Origin of the sequence: Marinomonas sp. UCMA 3892 (genome assembly GCF_012726345.1) — a bacterium.
Classification (GTDB): Bacteria; Pseudomonadota; Gammaproteobacteria; order Pseudomonadales; family Marinomonadaceae; genus Marinomonas.
In genome coordinates, this window is record NZ_PTXN01000016.1 from 1 (window position 1) to 18151 (window position 18151).

Sequence of the window (18151 nt, forward strand, 5' to 3'; positions counted from 1 at the left end):
TCGCTGGATCACTCATGTTGTACCAGTTCTGCATAAAGTGAATGCGTAGCATGGTAGCGAGAGGGTATGGACGCCGACCATTGCCAGCTTTTGGGTAAAACGGCTCAATCTGAGCTTCGAGCTGTAGCCATGGAATCAGCTCATTCATCCGACCAAGGAAGAGCTCTTTGCGAGTCTTGCGGCGTTTGCTGGTAAATTCGGTATCGGCGAAGGAAAGCTGATTCATGTCATTCGGTCTTGAGGTAATGGTCAGATCGGCATTGTCTCATATTGGGGACTTAATCGCAGTTTCCTTAATCGTTCCAATAACCACATCAACTCAACATTTCGGTGACTTTCTTTTTCCAGCCTACGAGATGACTGGATTCGGTTGAGGTAACCGTAAATATAGAGCTTTAGCATAGTTGAGGGGTGATAGCCTGGACGACCAGTACCTTTAGGCACCATTTGTTGAAACCCTAAAGATTCCAAATCAAGCTCATTCACGAAAACGTCAATAACCTTAACTGGGTTCTCAACGGAGATAAAATCATCCAATACTTCTGGGAATAAAGTGGCTTGATGTCGGCCTTGGCCTGAAATGAAACGAGACATGGAGAATAACTCCGAGAAGATTAATCTAACTACTAGAATATATTCTAATGATTAGCGAATCTTGATCAAGAGTTTTCACACAGTCTGGGCACATTTACGACTGAGCCTTACTTGCTAATTGTGCGTTTTAGTTCGCCTCTATTTCAATAGTTGAGGCAGTGCTGACTTTTACATTTCTAGAAACTATATTAAAAATGTTTGGTCAGAAACATTAAGATTTGCAGCTTGAATATAATTTATTAAATTTCCTAGCACCCTTATCACTATAGGAAAGGCTGTACTTCTCAATCAAATACTTCCAGTGGCTCAAGTACTCACAATGGTAATCTTTATTCGGTGGCATCCATCTATCCGGACCCTTTGCGCTTTTTGACTGGTTTAACCCATCATCAACAGCTAGTAGATTTTCATAATCATTGGCGAATAAAGCCTTCTTACTCTTTGACCAAGAAGCCCCGCCATGACGGTGAGCCCAAGCCAAAGGAATAATGTGATCAATATCTAGATCGCTAGGCCTTGTGTATTTATTCCCGCTGTATGGGTCATACCATACGCCGTTGCTAACATAGCATCCGTCAGGAGACATCTTAGCAGGCTTAAGCGAACTTGACGCAAGAACCTCATGGCGAGTATTAATGCAATCTCGATCTTTATCTAACCAATGATCCCAATCATCCCTATTATATACTGAACTAAACTGGCGCTTTTCACGCCTAGCTTCTTGGGTAGCATTTTCAACTTGTAATTGAGCACGTTTACATTTTTCTGTGTGACAATGATATTTGCCTGTTTTAGACGACGTATGTCCTCCGTATTTGTCAACGCCTCCAGGATGCGCTATTGCTAGTTGAGTACAAAAAGAAAAGGCCGTAGCAAACAAAAATAACGTCTGAGAAAATCGTCGAATAAACATATTTATTTGGTTAAAATGTCGTGCTGAAATAAACATAAATATCACCAAAATGTTCTTATAAAGTTATGTCAACTTATTATTAAAGTGGAATCCCGAAAAAAGTAGATAGTTAAAGGGCTGCGAGATAATGTCTACTAAATGCCTTGACAGGTAAAGACCCTACAGATGGTACAAGGTTATGGAGATCCGACACCATTTTAGAAAACTCAGCATCATTCTTTTCACAGTTCCGACGACCACCATTTTGCCAGCATTGGCGTTGATGGCCAATTTCCCAAGCTGAGACAACGTGCTCCCACTCTAAGCGTTCTCCTCGTTTCGGTTGCTTCCTTGGTTCATATCCGCAAGATGCAGCATCAATCGCACCATCATTGTTATAGCTACATCCACAGTAAAACGTACTCTGGTTGTCTTGGTAAATTTCTCGGGCAAATCGTTTTGCCTGACTGAACGATGTGGGGTGTTCTGCAATTGCAGGTATAGCGAACAACGCTATAAAGAAAGTAACGAAAAAATCAGTTCTATTCATGTAGCTTGGCCAAAAATGACAGTTAAATTCATTTTAATGATTTTGATAGAAAATGCAGCAAGATGAAGAGCCCCTTCGAGAGGGGCTGGTTGATGGGAGCCTGGTTGGCTAGTTGGCGGGGGTATCTGTTTCCTCTTCAGTGATATCGTCATCGGTTAAAGGCACCGATTGTTCAACTTCTGCTTCTTTACCCTTAGCTTGGGCTGATTTTCGTGCTCGAATTTCGATATCAATAATGCGTCGTGCAAGTTTGATAATGCGCTGTTGCCATGCGTAGTTGCCATCAACACGTTGTTTGTTGCTAAGCACGCTAGACAACCAGAGTGTGTCCATTGAGATCATCAACGCATCGAGTTTGCGAACTAAGCCGACAAACTGGCCAACCTGAGGCGAGCTGATTTTGGCGTTGAAGGTAATCGGGTCGGTGTAGTCAGGTACTTCATCGATGCCGTTGGACTCCATCAGTTTGTCCAAACGAGCTTGTTCGCTGTCTACCACCTTAGCGCAATCCTCGATCAACTGGCTAATGATCTGTTCCACTTCATCAATTTCGTTCTCATCGCCAATGATGCGCAAGATGACATCGATTCCATAAAGCGCACTGACCGTCCGTTTAAAAACACGGTCAACGACACGTTGCGCCTGTAAGCTGTTAATTGTGAATGATTGTTCAAAGATTGGTTTTGAGTAATTGGGTTTTGCTTGGGCCATAAGTTTGCTCCTGATATGACAATAATCAGTCCCTAGCCTAATCCTCAGTGAGGTAATGGCCTTTCAGCTAGGTGGAAGAATTGAGCATCTTTCTGACTATCCTGTCTGGATAAGACGGTTACACTGAATATCAAATATTGCTGATCTGTTTCAGTGATATCTGCGCCTGAGAGCATGAGCTCAAAGGAAGCCCGCCGCTGAGTATTCTCAGTGGTACTAAGAGGTAGCTAGCCTCCTTAAACAAATAGCCTGCATGTTTTTACATGCGCAACCATGCGTTCCTTACGGTTCGCCTTTTTACCACCCAACTGGGGGAGTTTTCCCCAGTTGGGGGTGACTCCTTCACAACCAAATTAAGGAGTCACCAATGGAATATATCTTCGGATTTATTATCCAAATCGCAGGCATTATGTTGCTTGCAAAACTGAGCTGGTCGCTTTTGCGATTACTTGCTCGTCAAAGCGTGCGCCCGTTTCGATTTGTACTTACTCAAATCAAGCGATTGCTCACACCAACATCAAAACGTCGTCCAATGGCAGTGCCTAAAGTTCCTGGTATGCCCCGTTTGACATCTGCGTTTTACAAAGAGCCACATCAGTACGACATGGCTTTACTCGAAATACCAACCTATCTGCGTCGTCAGTCTTCTTTGCCCAGCCGGGTAGAAGCGACTGTGTGCACAGAGTTCAACTAAGACGAGGAGAACATCATGAAAAACCAAGTAACACTCATAGGCTACGTTGGCGCTGAGCCAGAGACACGAGCCTATCCATCAGGTGATTTAGTGACCAGTATTTCACTGGCTACTTCTGAGAAATGGCGCGACCGTCAATCCAATGAGCTCAAAGAGCATACGGAATGGCATCGGGTTGTTTTTCGAGATCGTGGTGGATTTAAGTTAGGGCTAAGAGCAAAAGATTTGATCCAAAAAGGAGCGAAGCTTTTTGTTCAAGGGCCTCAGCGCACGCGCTCATGGGAGAAAGATGGCATTAAGCATCGATTGACTGAAGTGGACGCGGACGAGTTTCTGCTTCTTGATAGTGTGAACAAAGCATCCGAGCCATCACCGGCGGATGATGCGAGCTCCCAAGCTAATTGGGCACAAACTTATCCTGAACCAGATTTTTAACCGAGCGATAACGCTTTAACCCAGCCGGGAGTACTTTCCCGTCAGGGGCAGACTCCCACTTTGATTGTCGGAGTCCAAAATGGAAAAACCAAAGCTAATCCAACGCTTTGCTGAGCGCTTTAGTGTCGATCCAAACAAGTTGTTCGATACTCTAAAAGCAACAGCATTTAAGCAACGTGACGGTAGTGCACCGACCAATGAGCAGATGATGGCGCTCTTAGTGGTTGCAGATCAGTACGGCTTGAACCCTTTCACCAAAGAGATTTTTGCGTTCCCTGATAAACAAGCTGGGATTATTCCAGTGGTAGGTGTCGATGGATGGTCTCGCATCATTAATCAACACGACCAGTTTGATGGCATGGAGTTTAAGACTTCAGAAAACAAAGTCTCCCTGGATGGCGCGAAAGAATGCCCTGAATGGATGGAATGCATCATCTATCGGCGCGACCGTTCGCACCCAGTCAAAATCACTGAGTATCTGGATGAAGTCTATCGACCGCCTTTTGAAGGTAACGGCAAAAATGGCCCTTACCGTGTAGATGGTCCATGGCAGACGCACACTAAGCGAATGCTAAGACATAAATCCATGATCCAGTGTTCCCGCATTGCGTTTGGCTTTGTGGGAATTTTCGATCAAGACGAAGCAGAGCGAATTATCGAAGGCCAAGCAACACACGTTGTTGAGCCATCGGTGATTCCACCCGAGCAAGTTGATGATCGAACCCGAGGGCTTGTTTGCAAGCTTATCGAGCGGGCGGAAGCTTCAAACGCTTGGAATAGTGCATTGGAATATGCCAATGAACATTTTCAGGGTGTTGAACTGACGTTTGCGAAACAAGAAATATTTAATGCACAGCAACAGGCAGCCAAAGCGCTCACACAGCCTTTAGCTTCTTAGCGCCACGCATTCATTTTACTAACCCTGGCGGGATTTTTCTCCCGTCAGGGGGAAGGTCTCGTCTTTTTTTTGGAGATCTTCCATGACTAAATCAGCCTCATTTTTTCGCTTGGTATTGGTTGTTGCCCTTGTCTTAGGTTCGATTCAAGCCGGTAAAGCGGCAATTGATTCGGTTCAAGCAAGTGTTGTTCAGCACCAAACAGCGTTAGCGCAAGCTGCAAAGTAACCACTTAACCCTGAAGGGGAGTTCTCTCCTTCGGGGGAGTCTCCCCTCAAAGGAGGCAATATGAAGGTTATCGACCTATCACAACGTACTCCTGCATGGCACCAGTGGCGCATTGCAGGGGTTACGGCATCTGAAGCCCCAATTATTATGGGGCGTTCACCCTACAAAACACCTTGGCGATTATGGGCAGAAAAAACCGGATTCGTATTACCGGAAGACCTGTCAAATAATCCTAATGTGCTTCGCGGTATACGGTTGGAGCCTCAAGCAAGGCGAGCATTTGAGAATGCGCATAATGACTTTCTTCTGCCGTTATGTGCTGAAGCTGATCATAACGCAATCTTTCGAGCCAGCTTTGATGGCATCAACGATGCGGGCGAACCCGTTGAACTGAAATGTCCTTGCCAGTCAGTTTTTGAGGATGTGCAAGCTCACAGAGAACAAAGCGAGGCGTACCAGTTGTATTGGGTGCAAGTACAGCATCAAATACTGGTCGCCAATAGCACGCGTGGTTGGTTGGTATTCTATTTTGAGGATCAACTGATTGAGTTTGAAATACAACGAGACGCGGCGTTCTTAACTGAATTGCAAGAAACAGCGCTTCAGTTTTGGGAGTTAGTACAGACCAAAAAAGAACCGTCAAAATGCCCTGAACAAGATTGTTTTGTTCCCAAGGGTGAAGCCCAATACCGCTGGACATCGCTGTCTCGGCAGTATTGCTCAGCACATTCCGAAGTTGTCCGACTGGAAAATCACATTAAATCTTTGAAAGAGGAAATGCGAGACGCCCAGTCAAAATTGGTCGCCATGATGGGTAACTACGCTCATGCCGACTATGCTGGGGTCAAACTCAGCCGCTACATGATGGCGGGCACGGTGGACTATAAGCAATTGGCCACCGATAAGTTAGGCGAGCTGGATGAACAGGTTTTAGCCGCTTACCGAAAAGCGCCACAAGAGCGGTTGCGCATTAGCACCAATAAGCCAGAGCAGCCCGTTGAAACACCAATCAAAATCAGTCTTGAGCAAGATAACTTGGTTCTGCCAGGTGACTCGCCGAGCTCATTTTACTTTTAACGTTCACTTGGAGCCGATTTCGGCTCCTTTCTCATGCGCTTACATCGAGTGCATCAGAAAGCAGTTTCACTCGTAGCCAATGCTGGGTACGAATGATAGAGCGAGCTGAACTCTTACATACACAGCCATACCACAATCAACACACCACCCGACGGGGACTTCATTCCCTGTTGGGGCATGGGGCCTCGTTAAAACTAATGAGGTTTACCATGACAGAACAATCCCCATTTTTGGTTCAAGTGAATCAAGCGTTTAATGTCCCGGCTCCTGATGCTTTCGTTCTGGAAGGATATGGTGCCGACACTACCCATCCAAACATTCCCGTTCGCAAGGACGAGTATGTTTTTAGAAAAGAAGACTTACGTGACGTATTGGCGTTCTTGTCTCACCCAGACGGTGACGGTTTGTATATTACAGGCCCCACGGGATGCGGTAAGACCTCGCTAATTTGCCAAGTTGCTTCTCGATTGAATTGGCCTGTTCAGCAAATTACTGCGCACGGTCGATTGGAGTTGTCCGATCTTATCGGTCACCACACGCTGGTTAATGGCAACATGACCTTTGTGTATGGACCGCTGGCACTGGCTGTAAAGCATGGCCATTTACTGATCATTAATGAAATGGATCTTGCTGAGCCTGCTGAACTGGCTGGGCTGAATGACATTTTGGAAGGTGCCCCGTTGGTCATCGCACAAAATGGCGGTGAGATCATCATGCCACATAACAAGTTTCGTTTTATCGCTACCGGCAACAGTGCGGGCAGCGGTGACCAAACGGGCTTGTATCAAGGCGTGCTTCAACAGAATTTGGCTTTTCTTGATCGCTTTAGAATCATCGAAGCGACCTATGCAGAGCCTTCTGTAGAGGAAGCCATTCTGGAGAACGTTGCGCCGGGCTTGCCAGAAGTCTTTCGCCAAAAAATGGTGAAAGTGGCTGGTGACATTCGCCGTCTATTTATTGGGGGCGCGGATGGCGGCGCTGAGCTTAGTATCACCATGTCCACTCGGACCTTGGTGCGCTGGGCAAAGTTAACACTTGCTTTTAAAGGCGCTCCTAACGCAGTGGAGTATGCACTGGTTCGGTCTTTGACGGCTCGTGCTGAGTTGGAGCAACGTGAAGCCATTCACCGTATTGCCGCTGATGTCTTCGGTGACCACTGGGAGGATTGATGATGGAAAAGTGCTTTGCTCTTTACCGTTACAGTCATTCTGATGGGACAGCCAAAGAATGGGCCATTTACGTTGGATCAAATACCCAGGAGATTGAAGTCCGGTTTGGAAAAGCTGGTCAATTGTCGCAGCAGCGATTGATTGACTCGACTGATCCTAACGCAGAAGCAGACCGAAGAATCAATGAGAAAATCAACAAGGGTTATCGATTTGTTGGACAAGTCGGCATTGATCATCAAGGGCGGCCATTTGAACTCTCAAATGCGCTTGATAGCGTCGCGTGCGCCAATAACGTCAGTTGGGAGTTTCGTACTCGCAAGGACGTCAATGGCCAAATCTCGCTGGCGCAAAAAGCGTTATTCGATATGGCAAAGCTGCTTGAAGCCTATGGCTTGGCTGTTATTGATGATAACCAGGTCAGGATTGGAGAATGGTCATTAGGGTTTTGCAAAAGCGGATTACCTAGTACCAATCAAATCAGCATTGTGTCAGGTGAAGGCGCTGGCATTGTTAACACTGATGATGGCCCGTGGCCGTTGTTGCTGTTACTGGCCTTTAAGCGTCAATTACCACCACTGTGTTCGCTCACAGTAGCGAGTCCTGAGGGGATAGAAGTATCCGACCAACTGAAGTTGGAAAAAGATGTATTGAGGCTTTTAGGCAGTGATTTAGAGCGGGTTCGCCCGATAGCTGAAGCACTGGACTTAATGCCTGCGAAAATCGATCTCAACCAATCGTCGCCTGATTCGCAAAATTACTATTTCTGATAGTGATATTGCCATTAGCGCGTCAACTACTACCACCCAAACGGGGGGCCATTGCTCCTGTTGGGAGTGGTGCGTCCCCATCTCGCATGAGGATGCACTATGAGTATTCAAACCCTCGACAAACTTTTGATTTGTCACATCGACTGTTCCATCTGGAGCGGTAGAAAAAAACTAAGGCCTGAAGATTTCAGACTAGCCAATGGCAGCCAACTTCCACCGAAGGATGTTGCCAGCTTAGGGAGTAAAAAAATTTGCGACCCTGAGGCATTGGCGAACTTTGAAAGGCTTAAGAAAGAAGCGCAGCGCTTGTGTGAGCAAGTCGGTGTGCGGTTTTTAGGTGGCTATGCCGTCCCTGAAGACCGAATTGATCAGATTGTTCCAGAGCTTGACCGGATCGGTCAGGAGTTTGCGCAGTGCAAGCAGTTGTTCTTGGACAACTATGATCAGGTGACGTTTGACTGGGTTGCAAAACACCCGGAATTTGCAGATGCAATCCGGCGTGCGCTGTCACCCATCGAAGACGTGGAACAACGACTTCAGTTCGATTATGCCATCTATCGAATGCAACCAGCTGAACAAGCTGGTGGCTTAGATGACAAGGTCAATGGTATGGGACACACCCTCTTTAGGGAAGTGGCTCGTGATGCCAATGAACTGTTTGAGCGTTCCGTTGCAGGAAAGAATCAAATCAGTCAGCGAGCCCTTAATCCTCTGAAGCGGTTAAGAGACAAGTTGGATGGTTTGTCATTCCTGGATCATCGAGTTCAGCCGATGGTTGAAGCGATGGACAATTTATTTGTTCGTCTGCCGAAGACCGGCCCTGTGACAGACAATCTCTATCACGAACTGATGGCGACCATTTTAATTTTGTCTGATCCAGACAAGATGAGAATGCACGGTGAAGGTCAATTGGATATCAGACAACTGATGCCCAAACCTGAACCTAAACCCGCGCAGCCAGTTTCTGCTCAGGCTGATAACTTACGTGCAATACCACAACCAACCGTCAGACCAAACATTGGTTCGACTGTACCAAACTCATTTTATTTCTAACGTCCTTGAGGGCATGTTGCCCTTAAGGGCGCATGTCCTCTGAACTATGTAAGAGGAAATTATGCAATCAAGCATCCATAACCCCAGCCAACTGAACCAGTTTGAAGCACATTTTCGTGGTGTGACTGATGCGGTTGAAAGTGAATCGATACCAGAAGTGGCGTGTTGTCGAACGTTAGTACAACGGTCGTACTCAACACATAGTGTCGTGATCCCCAAGAATCCTGTTTTGATCGCAGATGTGGACGCACAAGGAGCTTGGGTAACGGCCATGGTATTTGTTCCAAACATGGCATTGCAGCAAACCGCTTTTGAGCGGGCCTGGCTGCAATATCAACACGAGGTGTCTACTCAGTTACAAGATCAGTACGGTCTGACATTGGATGACATCCTGAGTTTAGACCAGCTTAAAACGTCATTTGAGCAGCACGAGAGTCCAGCTCAATTGGTGGCTTGGTTAGGTCAAAAATACGACCTGGATAAGCTAAAAGCACAGGTTTAAACATCCATATTCCCAGCGGGGAAACGCTCCCGCTGAGGGAGTATTCCCCCTAATGATTAGGAGACTCCCATGAATCATCCATTAAAAAACGCACTGCCAATCGTTGCCGCCGCTTATGGCGAAAAGTTTGGTGTGAAGGTGCTTATTCAAGGACAAGATGCGTTTACCGATGGTGAGCGGATTGTGATCCCAACAGCAAACCCAGACGACCCACACTATCAACAGATAGCTTGGGGTTATCTGGCTCATGAAGCGGCGCATATTCGGCATACCAATTTTGACATGGTGCAGAAGGCGTCGTCCAAGCCGATCCGTAAGGCACTTCTCAATATCATTGAGGACGTTCGCATTGAAAACGAATTGGCAAAGGATTACCCCGGAACCCGGCGCAGTATTTCGCAAGTGATTGAGTACATGGTGGACACACAGCAAATGAGTGTACCTGAACAGCTTGATCCTGCATCTAACTTGCAAGCCTGGTTGTTGTTCCGCTTGAGATGCCATTTTCTGGGTCAGAAAGCGCTGACACCTCTGTATCAAGCGGTTGATGAAAGAGTGAGACAACTCTTTCCTGCCGCAGCGATGAGCCGGTTAAGCGCCATGCTTACAGCAGTGCCTAGCCTGGCATCTACAGGTGAAGTGCTAAAACTTGTCGATGCCATCGTTGCCATGTTGGAAGACGAATCTCGTCCACCACAGGATGAGTCGGATGCTGATAGCGGTAATGACATTGGACAAGATGCGAGTAATGACAGCAATAACAGTAGTGACAGTCAAATCCCTGAAACAGACTCGTCTGCAACGGCGGATGTTGCTGAAACGGGGGATTCAGATAACTCTGATCAAGCTGACAATTTGCGACAAGCCTTAGAGGCCAGTGCCGCTCAGTTTGAACCCGATACCTTTGCCCAAGTGGCAGAAGTGTTGTCGGAACAAGCTGAAGGACATCAGGGCGTCACACCTCTCAGTTTGCCCCAAGCAGAGCAAGCTATGTTGGGTGATGAGGCCATCTTGACCTTATCGGCGTCTGAGTCGGCTCAAATTCGAGCCCGACTTAGGGGCATGGTTCAGTCCAGTCAGGATAATCGGAATCATGCCAAACGGCACGGTCTTCGAGTTGCAACTCATCGTCTTGCCGCTTCACAAGCAGGTGAGTCGAGATTGTTTATTCAAAGGCAACCTCGCATTGCGCCCAATGCTGCTGTGCACTTGCTTGTCGATATATCGGGCTCAATGGGTAAGCCCATTGGCGAAGGTAATCGAAAGTACTTTCATGTTGCCAATGAAGCTGCTTTGGCTTTGGCCATGGCACTGGAAGGCATACCGGGTGTTGTACCTGCGGTCAGTTATTTTCCTGGTATTCATCAGGAAGTTTCTATCGCGTTATTGCCCAAGCAATCGGTTCGACATCGGGCCGCCTGTTTTGACCAAAAACCACGAGGTTGTACGCCTATGGCACAAGCGATGTGGTTTGCGGCAAACAGTTTGTTAGCGCAAAAACAGAAGCGAAAGCTAATGATAGTGCTAACGGATGGTGACCCAGATGATTGGGCTGCCACGCATGACATTGTTGACCGGTGCAGACGAAGTGGCTTTGAGCTTCTGGGAATAGGGATTCAAACACGCAGTGTTGAGAAATTCTTTCCTCAAAGCATTGTGATTAACGATGTCAAAGATCTGAAGCGTGAGTTATTCGAAGTAACACAACAACTGTTAATTCAGTAACCACATCAACTTTACCACCCTGCGGGGACGATTCCGTCCCCGTCAGGGCATGGGTTCGTCTCCGCTTTTTTTTGGAGACTCCTATGAAAAACAAAAAGTTCTTAGCTGGCGAAGAAACCGGTACTTACATCGTTCCTGAGCAAGTGACTGAAGCGGATATCTTAGATATGGCGCTCAAGCTTGCCCGTGGTCGATTGAGTAAAGGTCGAAAAATTGAACAGCCATCGTCGGCGTTCTCATACCTGCAAACACTGATGCACGAGTATGAGCACGAAGTCTTTGGCGTGCTGTTTCTTGATACAAAGCATCGCGTTATTCGATTTGAAGAGCTGTTCAAAGGCACTTTAGATGCAGCGAGCGTGTATCCAAGGGAAGTAACAAAGCGAGCGCTAGAACTTAATGTAGCAGCAGTGATATTGGTTCATAACCATCCATCGGGTGATCCTGAACCCAGTGAATCTGATAAACGCATCACTCATCGACTTCGTGACGCCTTGTCACTTGTTGATATTCGAACGCTTGACCATGTCGTGGTCGCATCCGAGGGCTGCGTTTCGCTTGCCGAACGCGGTTATCTGTAATGAATGGGCGTATTGCCCATTCTCCTACATCACAAAAGCAGTCCCATCAGCACACATCAGCACAGCTCGAATTTCTATTTGAGTTTGATGATGCCCCTGTCACTTGGTCTGACACGGAAATCTGGCAGTTACGCGAAGGCATTCTATTGGATGCGATCCGTGTATTGCTAGACGGTCGTGTCAGTACTCGATTGCGAAAGGATGTGTTGTCGTGGATTCAAAATGACGAATTAGCGCCATTTTGCTTTCGTGTTTGCGCTATGGCTGCGGTTGTCGATCCTGATGTGCTTCGTGATTCCATCATGTGGCTATTAAGACGACATGGTATCCAGCTTGACTAACGTTCCTGCATTAACCAAACGGCTCAATGCAGGACCCAAGCTGACTTTTACCACCTGTGGTAGGAGTCGGCATTTTACTTAAGGAGGTTATATGGCGTTACCTTTACAAATTGAAACAGTAAGGCCATATCTTAATGGCCAATGGCTTCAAATACTGGCGGCGTTGGCGCCAGAACTTGATGCCGCTATTGCTCGAAAAGGCCGTCATGTGGCTTGTCCTGTTCATGGCGGTCGTGATGGCTTTAGGCTGTTCAAAGATGCTGAATATACCGGAGGTGGCGTTTGTAACACCTGCGGTATCTTTCATGATGGCTTTGAACTGTTGTCTTGGATTAATGGATGGAACTTTGCTCAGTCTATTGAAGCAATCGGCCAAGTTCTAGGTATTCAACCCGGACAAATACAAGCGCCTACTCGGCCAATACCGAGTAACGCTGTTGATTGGAAGGCTAAAAAGCAGGAAGAGGACAAAGCGATTATCCATCGCTTGAATCAAACCTGGGGAGAAACGTTATCTCTTGCAGATACTCGTGCGCAACCAGTTTGGAACTACTTGCGTCGTCGTGGCATTGTTACCCGGCTTCGTCCTGAATGGGATTCGGTGCTGAGGTTTCATCCAAGCTTGCCTTACCATGATGAAGATGGTCTGTTGATCGATAGCTACCCAGCGCTGCTAGGTAAAATCGTTACGCAGCAAGGGCGTTCGGCCACGTTCCATCGGATCTACCTAAGTGAAGATGGATTCAAAGCGCCGGTTGAAAAGCCTAAAAAGATGATGCCGATACCAAGTGACAGAACAATCACTGGCGGTGCCATTCCGATTGGTGAGCCTGGTGAGGTACTAGGTGTTTCTGAAGGTATCGAAACGGCTTTAGCTGTTACCAGAGCAACGGGACAAACATGTTGGTCGGTTGTGAATGCAACGCTACTTGCTAGGTTTGAACCACCAAGTAATGTGAAAATGCTGTACATCTGGGCAGATCATGATCTATCTGAGACCGGCCTGAATGCAGCGAATGAACTCAAGAAAAAAGCCTGGCAAAAAGGCATTCTGACACAAATGTTGATCCCTCCGATACCAACGTCACTCGGCGTGAAAAGTTGGGATTGGAATGATGTGCTGAATGTTTACGGTGCCATGGGCTTTCCGAAAGTTCATATCTGATCCAAGGGGCTTCGGCCCCTTTTTTTGCGCCTTGCATATTTGAAAAAACATGGAGAATGAAAAATAGATAACCAATAGGAGAAACAAATATGATGGTATTAACCCTGTTAACAAAGCAGATTGATGGTGAGTTTACGGTTTACTGGAAGACCGGCCTTCGAAGAGGTGGTGAGCTAAAGGTCGATTTAGGTGAGCAATACGACAAGCTACCTGAGCAGCAAAAGCCAATTGCAGCTGAGGTTTATGCTATTCATCACCTACTGTCAGTGAAAGAGGTGATGGGGAGTAACCGAAGCGGTAATGGGCTTCAAATCCGGGTCAGTAAAGGAGCCATCAAAAAGTTACAGAAACAACGCTCAACTCAGCATTCACTTTACAGCCTGACTAGGTTCTTGCTCACCCGCTACCAAGAAGCACAGATATCGGTAGAAAAACGGGAAGAATGGCTCTCCCATTCCTTCGAAGAATACTGCGTCGATAATGCTACCGTGAGAGAAATCGATGAGGTCATCAATGTGCCAAGTATTGGGCCTGTCGTGGTGACTCGTCATGCACAGGAACGGTTTGTGGAACGGCTTTCAGACGGTGTACCTAAGCATCCTTGGAAGGCTTTGTGCTCAAAGCTGCTATGTTCTGCGCTAACTAAAGCCCAGTTACCAGAAAGCGTCACTATCCAAAAAGCAAAAAAATATGCACAAGAGGCCGAGTTCTGGCAATACATGGGGAGCAAGATGTACTTTGTTATGGTTCCAAGTGGCTCAATTAAAACTTTGGTTACGGTTTTTGCAGTTAAGTGAGCTAATGTAGTATTCGCACTTTATGAATATTACTTATGTGCCAAAAGCGGACATCACTATTTTAATCAATCACAACTCAAGTTTTTTTACATATTGCTAATATTTACTAGAATAGTGAAAGCAGTATCTAAATTAACTATGTTAGTGACAAGGTATGCAGTTTGTTGCTGTTCCAGTTAAAGAACTGTACTTTAATGCACATTAAAGTGCAGAATAGAATCTATGTCTTATCATTATCTAATGTATGTAGTCTCTAAAGAGTACACTTAAGTTAAGCTTTAATTTAATAATCAGTGATATGCTTCGCGTCTCTTATTTAGCGATCGAGGATTGCTCTTTTCTTTCGCAGACTCATTATCTTAGTGATAGTAAATGAATAAAAAAATTAAACATGAGTACCAAATCAGTATGCGCTCAGCCATGGAGGCTGAACAAGTCAATGATTTAGACAATGCGTTTAAGTCTCTTGAAAGAGCGCATATTTTAGGGCAGAGATATTTTATACCGCACATAGCGACGCACTGGCAGATGTTACGAATTGGGCTTAAACGCAATGATAATCGCGAGGTTATTGGTCAGATCGTCCGTTTGATAGCAACGGTTCCGGGTTTTATATTTGGTTGGGTTCCAAGGGGAAATCCTGGAGGCGCGAATATCTCTGCTTTAAAGCCAGTGCCCTTGCCAGCTGACTTGCAACCCTTGCTAGCTGACAGCCCCATTTGGCGGGACGTCTTAATACGCCTGACTATTTACGCGGTTATCGTTTTAATCGTATTAGCATAAACACCCATACTATTGCCAAAACGTTCTTCGCTGCAGCCCAATGCTGCAGCGAAGCAGGTTAATGATTATTCCGTTTGCTGTTTGCGGTTATCGTTTTTGTGCACCCAATGATATAACACGGGCAATACCAACAATGTCAGCAAGGTTGACGAAATAATACCGCCAATCACCACTGTCGCCAGCGGGCGCTGCACTTCAGCACCGGTGCCAATATTAATCGCCATCGGCACAAAACCGAGGCTCGCGACCAAAGCGGTCATTAGCACAGGGCGCAACCGGGTAAGCGCGCCTTCCGTTATCGCTAACAGCAAGTCACCTTTCTCACGCCAGAGATCGCGAATAAAGCTCAGCATCACCAGACCGTTCAACACCGCTACGCCTGATAAGGCGATAAAGCCAATGCCAGCAGAGATTGATAAAGGCATACCCCTCAAATACAAGGCCAACACACCACCGGTGAGCGCCAACGGCACACCGCTGAAGATAATCAACGCATCTTTAAATGACGCAAAAGCCATCACCAGAATACCTAAAATCAGCAGCAACGTAACAGGCACCACAATGCTAAGGCGCTGACTGGCGGACTCCAGCTGCTCAAAAGTACCACCATAGTCCAGCCAGTAACCGGCTGGTAATCTAACGTCACGGTTGATTTGGGCCTTTACCTCTTCTACAAAACTACCAAGGTCTCGCCCGCGCACATTCGCGGTTACCACTACCCGGCGTTTGCCATTTTCACGACTAATTTGCGCCGGCGCAGGCGACACATCTAAGGTAGCCACTTCCTGTAACGGTACAAAGTCCCCATTTGGTAATGGCACCGGCAACACCGCCAGTTTGTCCAGATCGCGACGCAGGGTTTCCGGCAAGCGCACAATCAGCTCAAAGCGTCTGTCACCTTCATACAGAATACCGGCCGACGTACCTCCAATTGCCGCTGATACCCAGTCCTGTAGTTCAACCACATTTAAGCCGTAACGGGCAAGCGCAGTTCGGTTGGGGATCACCGACAAGGTTGGCAAACCAGTGACTTGTTCCACTTTAGTATCCGCAGCACCTTGCACCTTGTTGACGGCTTGCAGAATTTGATTAGCGCTTGTAACCATCTGATCTAAATCATCGCCAAATACCTTAATAGCCAGATCAGCTCGTACACCGGAAATCAGTTCATTAAAACGCATCTGAATAGGTTGGGTAAATTCATAGTTATTGCCCGGCAATGTCGCCAAAGCAGCCTCCATTTCAGCGACCAATTGGGCTTTGGTTTTATCCGGATTGGGCCATTCACTGCGCGGTTTTAATATCACAAAGTTGTCAGCCACATTGGGTGGCATCGGATCGGTCGCCACTTCTGGGGTACCAATTCTGGCAAACACTTTATCAACCTCAGCAAAGGTTTTGATCTTCTGCTCCAGAATTTCCTGCATTGCAACGGCTTGTTCTAAGCCGGTGCCCGGAATACGCATGGCGTGTAAAGCGATATCGCCCTCATCAAGCTGAGGCACAAACTCTGCCCCCAACGTGGTCGCCAACCACAGACACACACCAACCAGAGCACTGGCCAAACCAATCACCAGCCAGCGAAATTTGAGTGCCAGCGCTAATAGCGGTGCGTACAGGGTTTTAGCGCCTCTTATGACCGCACTTTCTTTTTCACTGATTTTACCATTTAAGAACACCGCCACAGCGGCAGGCACAATGGTCAGCGACAACACCATAGCGGATAACAGGGCCATCACCACAGTCGCTGCCATAGGATGAAACATTTTACCTTCGACACCGGTCAGCGAAAAAATAGGAATATACACGATAGTAATAATGGCCACACCGAACAAACTGGGCCGGATAACCTCTGCAGTTGCCAGATACACCGTATTTAAGCGCTCTTTTAGCGGTTGGATACGGCCGTTGTGCTGTGCCTGCGCCAGGCGGCGAACCGCATTCTCGACAATAATCACCGTACCATCAACAATTAAGCCAAAATCCAGCGCACCCAGGCTCATCAGGTTGGCAGAAACGCCGGCTTGTACCATGCCGGTAATGGTCATCAGCATTGATAGCGGGATCACCGCCGCAGTGATTAACGCCGCCCGCAGGTTGCCCAGCAGGATAAACAACACTACGATCACCAGTAATGCGCCTTCCAGCAGGTTTTTACTGACGGTTGCAATGGCTTTATCCACTAAGGTGGTGCGATCATATACGGCTTCAGCAATAATACCCTCTGGCAGAGAGCTTTTGATCTGCTCCAGCTTTTGCGCGACATCGCGTGCCACTGTGCGTGAGTTTTCATCAATTAACATCATGGCTGTACCCAGCACAGCTTCTTTACCATCCTGAGTTGCCGCACCGGTTCGCAGCTCTTTGCCAATGGCAACATCGGCAACGTCACTCAGCTTTACCGGTATTGTGTCGTATTGCGTAATAATGACATTAGCAATGTCATCCAGAGAGGTTAACTGACCGGGCGAGCGTACCAGCAGTTGCATGCCCTCACGTTCAATATAACCGGCACCCCGGTTGTCATTGTTGGCTTGCAGGGCCAGTTCAACATCCTTAATACTCAGGCCATAATTAAGCAGTTTCAGTGGGTCGGGTAACACATGGTATTGCTTGTTGTAGCCACCAATACTGTTTACCTCCACCACACCTTTAACCTGTGCCAGCTGAGGTTTTATTATCCAGTCCTGGATTTCCCGCAGTGCCATGGCATCGTAAGGTGAACCATTTTGTTGCAGCGCGCCCGGCTTGGCCTGCACCGTATACATAAAGATTTCACCAAGACCGGTTGAAATAGGGCCCATTTCAGGCTCTATGCCCTCAGGCAACATATCCTTGATAGCGCTTAACCGGGTGTTGATTAAATTGCGGGCAAAGTAGATGTCCGTGCCTTCTTCAAACACCACCGTTACCTGTGACAAGCCATAGCGTGACAATGAGCGGGTATAACTTAAATTGGGTAAGCCATACAGGGCAGTTTCTACCGGATAGGTAATACGCTGCTCTGCTTCAAGTGGCGAATAACCCGGTGCCGCCGTGTTTATTTGTACCTGAACGTTAGTAATATCCGGCACTGCATCAATCGGTAACTGTTGGTAGCTCCAGCTACCAATGGCAATAATCAACAGTGTCAGCATTAAAAATAGATACCGCCTCGCAATAGCCAGGCGCAACATGGATTCAATCATAGT

At 47.0% G+C, this 18151-nt stretch carries 20 protein-coding genes and 1 pseudogene; 15 read left to right on the plus strand and 6 right to left on the minus strand.

Annotation, left to right across the window (positions count from 1 at the left end):
• From B6N13_RS18865 to B6N13_RS18885, 5 genes and pseudogenes are all read right to left on the minus strand, one after another.
• On the minus strand, window positions 1-226 hold a 226-nt coding region (locus B6N13_RS18865; protein ID WP_211172940.1), incomplete at its 3' end, for a transposase.
• 80 nt (window positions 227-306) lie between these two features.
• A pseudogene (locus B6N13_RS18870) lies at window positions 307-594 on the minus strand (transposase); the annotation flags it as partial.
• A gap of 211 nt (window positions 595-805) precedes the next feature.
• Entirely contained in the window at window positions 806-1543 is a 738-nt protein-coding gene (locus tag B6N13_RS18875) for an HNH endonuclease (RefSeq protein ID WP_014611282.1), read from the minus strand.
• A gap of 73 nt (window positions 1544-1616) precedes the next feature.
• Window positions 1617-2036, minus strand: coding sequence for an endonuclease (locus B6N13_RS18880; RefSeq protein WP_248280387.1), 420 nt, complete (start codon window positions 2034-2036; stop codon window positions 1617-1619).
• A 108-nt stretch (window positions 2037-2144) separates the two neighbouring features.
• Window positions 2145-2747, minus strand: coding sequence for a hypothetical protein (locus tag B6N13_RS18885; protein WP_011788509.1), 603 nt, complete (start codon window positions 2745-2747; stop codon window positions 2145-2147).
• A 367-nt stretch (window positions 2748-3114) separates the two neighbouring features.
• On the opposite strand from B6N13_RS18885, the gene B6N13_RS18890 reads away from it, so the two are divergent.
• The 15 genes from B6N13_RS18890 (at window position 3115) to B6N13_RS18960 (ending at window position 14960) form a co-directional block, all read left to right on the plus strand.
• Window positions 3115-3441, plus strand: coding sequence for a hypothetical protein (locus B6N13_RS18890; RefSeq protein WP_011788510.1), 327 nt, complete (start codon window positions 3115-3117; stop codon window positions 3439-3441).
• A gap of 15 nt (window positions 3442-3456) precedes the next feature.
• A complete protein-coding gene (ssb, locus tag B6N13_RS18895) occupies window positions 3457-3876 on the plus strand; it encodes a single-stranded DNA-binding protein (RefSeq protein ID WP_000795984.1) in 420 nt (139 codons plus the stop codon).
• 79 nt (window positions 3877-3955) lie between these two features.
• A complete protein-coding gene (bet, locus tag B6N13_RS18900; RefSeq protein ID WP_011788511.1) occupies window positions 3956-4774 on the plus strand; it encodes a phage recombination protein Bet in 819 nt (272 codons plus the stop codon).
• 82 nt (window positions 4775-4856) lie between these two features.
• Window positions 4857-5000, plus strand: coding sequence for a hypothetical protein (locus B6N13_RS18905; protein WP_169460295.1), 144 nt, complete (start codon window positions 4857-4859; stop codon window positions 4998-5000).
• A gap of 60 nt (window positions 5001-5060) precedes the next feature.
• Entirely contained in the window at window positions 5061-6077 is a 1017-nt protein-coding gene (locus B6N13_RS18910; RefSeq protein ID WP_011788512.1) for a lambda-exonuclease family protein, read from the plus strand.
• 209 nt (window positions 6078-6286) lie between these two features.
• On the plus strand, window positions 6287-7246 hold the full coding sequence (locus B6N13_RS18915) for an AAA family ATPase (RefSeq protein ID WP_000139695.1): 960 nt from the start codon (window positions 6287-6289) through the stop codon (window positions 7244-7246).
• Window positions 7246-8013, plus strand: a complete 768-nt coding sequence (locus B6N13_RS18920; RefSeq protein ID WP_011788513.1) for a hypothetical protein — start codon at window positions 7246-7248, stop codon at window positions 8011-8013. Before B6N13_RS18915 ends, B6N13_RS18920 begins: the two co-directional genes overlap by 1 nt.
• A gap of 99 nt (window positions 8014-8112) precedes the next feature.
• Window positions 8113-9066, plus strand: a complete 954-nt coding sequence (locus tag B6N13_RS18925) for a DUF3150 domain-containing protein (protein WP_011788514.1) — start codon at window positions 8113-8115, stop codon at window positions 9064-9066.
• A 61-nt stretch (window positions 9067-9127) separates the two neighbouring features.
• Complete coding sequence (locus B6N13_RS18930; protein ID WP_011788515.1) at window positions 9128-9568, plus strand: hypothetical protein; 441 nt, start codon at window positions 9128-9130, stop codon at window positions 9566-9568.
• A gap of 69 nt (window positions 9569-9637) precedes the next feature.
• Window positions 9638-11293, plus strand: a complete 1656-nt coding sequence (locus B6N13_RS18935; protein WP_011788516.1) for a VWA domain-containing protein — start codon at window positions 9638-9640, stop codon at window positions 11291-11293.
• 83 nt (window positions 11294-11376) lie between these two features.
• Window positions 11377-11874 (plus strand): DNA repair protein RadC, encoded by a 498-nt coding sequence (gene radC / locus B6N13_RS18940; protein WP_011788517.1) that lies wholly within the window; start codon window positions 11377-11379, stop codon window positions 11872-11874.
• The gene (locus tag B6N13_RS18945) at window positions 11874-12215 is read left to right on the plus strand and encodes a hypothetical protein (RefSeq protein ID WP_011788518.1); all 342 of its coding nucleotides are present in this window, start codon (window positions 11874-11876) and stop codon (window positions 12213-12215) included. Before radC ends, B6N13_RS18945 begins: the two co-directional genes overlap by 1 nt.
• Window positions 12216-12306: 91 nt before the next feature.
• Window positions 12307-13380, plus strand: coding sequence for a primase-helicase zinc-binding domain-containing protein (locus B6N13_RS18950; RefSeq protein WP_011788519.1), 1074 nt, complete (start codon window positions 12307-12309; stop codon window positions 13378-13380).
• Window positions 13381-13469: 89 nt separating this feature from the next.
• Window positions 13470-14177: a hypothetical protein gene (locus B6N13_RS18955; protein WP_011788520.1), complete on the plus strand. Its 708-nt coding sequence runs from the start codon at window positions 13470-13472 to the stop codon at window positions 14175-14177.
• 372 nt (window positions 14178-14549) lie between these two features.
• On the plus strand, window positions 14550-14960 hold the full coding sequence (locus tag B6N13_RS18960) for a DUF3703 domain-containing protein (protein ID WP_008985542.1): 411 nt from the start codon (window positions 14550-14552) through the stop codon (window positions 14958-14960).
• 65 nt (window positions 14961-15025) lie between these two features.
• Here the strand turns inward: B6N13_RS18960 and B6N13_RS18965 are convergent, their stop codons facing one another.
• Complete coding sequence (locus B6N13_RS18965; RefSeq protein WP_011788521.1) at window positions 15026-18148, minus strand: CusA/CzcA family heavy metal efflux RND transporter; 3123 nt, start codon at window positions 18146-18148, stop codon at window positions 15026-15028.
• Between the last annotated feature and the right edge of the window lie 3 nt (window positions 18149-18151).

Excerpts from the sequence above, each read along its gene's own strand:
- B6N13_RS18875 (WP_014611282.1), bottom strand. The coding sequence starts at position 1,543 with ATGTTTATTTCAGCACGACATTTTAACCAAATAAATATGTTTATTCGA.
- B6N13_RS18880 (WP_248280387.1), bottom strand. The coding sequence starts at position 2,036 with ATGAATAGAACTGATTTTTTCGTTACTTTCTTTATAGCGTTGTTCGCT.
- B6N13_RS18885 (WP_011788509.1), bottom strand. The coding sequence starts at position 2,747 with ATGGCCCAAGCAAAACCCAATTACTCAAAACCAATCTTTGAACAATCA.
- B6N13_RS18890 (WP_011788510.1), top strand. The coding sequence starts at position 3,115 with ATGGAATATATCTTCGGATTTATTATCCAAATCGCAGGCATTATGTTG.
- ssb (WP_000795984.1), top strand. The coding sequence starts at position 3,457 with ATGAAAAACCAAGTAACACTCATAGGCTACGTTGGCGCTGAGCCAGAG.
- bet (WP_011788511.1), top strand. The coding sequence starts at position 3,956 with ATGGAAAAACCAAAGCTAATCCAACGCTTTGCTGAGCGCTTTAGTGTC.
- B6N13_RS18905 (WP_169460295.1), top strand. The coding sequence starts at position 4,857 with ATGACTAAATCAGCCTCATTTTTTCGCTTGGTATTGGTTGTTGCCCTT.
- B6N13_RS18910 (WP_011788512.1), top strand. The coding sequence starts at position 5,061 with ATGAAGGTTATCGACCTATCACAACGTACTCCTGCATGGCACCAGTGG.
- B6N13_RS18915 (WP_000139695.1), top strand. The coding sequence starts at position 6,287 with ATGACAGAACAATCCCCATTTTTGGTTCAAGTGAATCAAGCGTTTAAT.
- B6N13_RS18920 (WP_011788513.1), top strand. The coding sequence starts at position 7,246 with ATGATGGAAAAGTGCTTTGCTCTTTACCGTTACAGTCATTCTGATGGG.
- B6N13_RS18925 (WP_011788514.1), top strand. The coding sequence starts at position 8,113 with ATGAGTATTCAAACCCTCGACAAACTTTTGATTTGTCACATCGACTGT.
- B6N13_RS18930 (WP_011788515.1), top strand. The coding sequence starts at position 9,128 with ATGCAATCAAGCATCCATAACCCCAGCCAACTGAACCAGTTTGAAGCA.
- B6N13_RS18935 (WP_011788516.1), top strand. The coding sequence starts at position 9,638 with ATGAATCATCCATTAAAAAACGCACTGCCAATCGTTGCCGCCGCTTAT.
- radC (WP_011788517.1), top strand. The coding sequence starts at position 11,377 with ATGAAAAACAAAAAGTTCTTAGCTGGCGAAGAAACCGGTACTTACATC.
- B6N13_RS18945 (WP_011788518.1), top strand. The coding sequence starts at position 11,874 with ATGAATGGGCGTATTGCCCATTCTCCTACATCACAAAAGCAGTCCCAT.
- B6N13_RS18950 (WP_011788519.1), top strand. The coding sequence starts at position 12,307 with ATGGCGTTACCTTTACAAATTGAAACAGTAAGGCCATATCTTAATGGC.
- B6N13_RS18955 (WP_011788520.1), top strand. The coding sequence starts at position 13,470 with ATGATGGTATTAACCCTGTTAACAAAGCAGATTGATGGTGAGTTTACG.
- B6N13_RS18960 (WP_008985542.1), top strand. The coding sequence starts at position 14,550 with ATGAATAAAAAAATTAAACATGAGTACCAAATCAGTATGCGCTCAGCC.
- B6N13_RS18965 (WP_011788521.1), bottom strand. The coding sequence starts at position 18,148 with ATGATTGAATCCATGTTGCGCCTGGCTATTGCGAGGCGGTATCTATTT.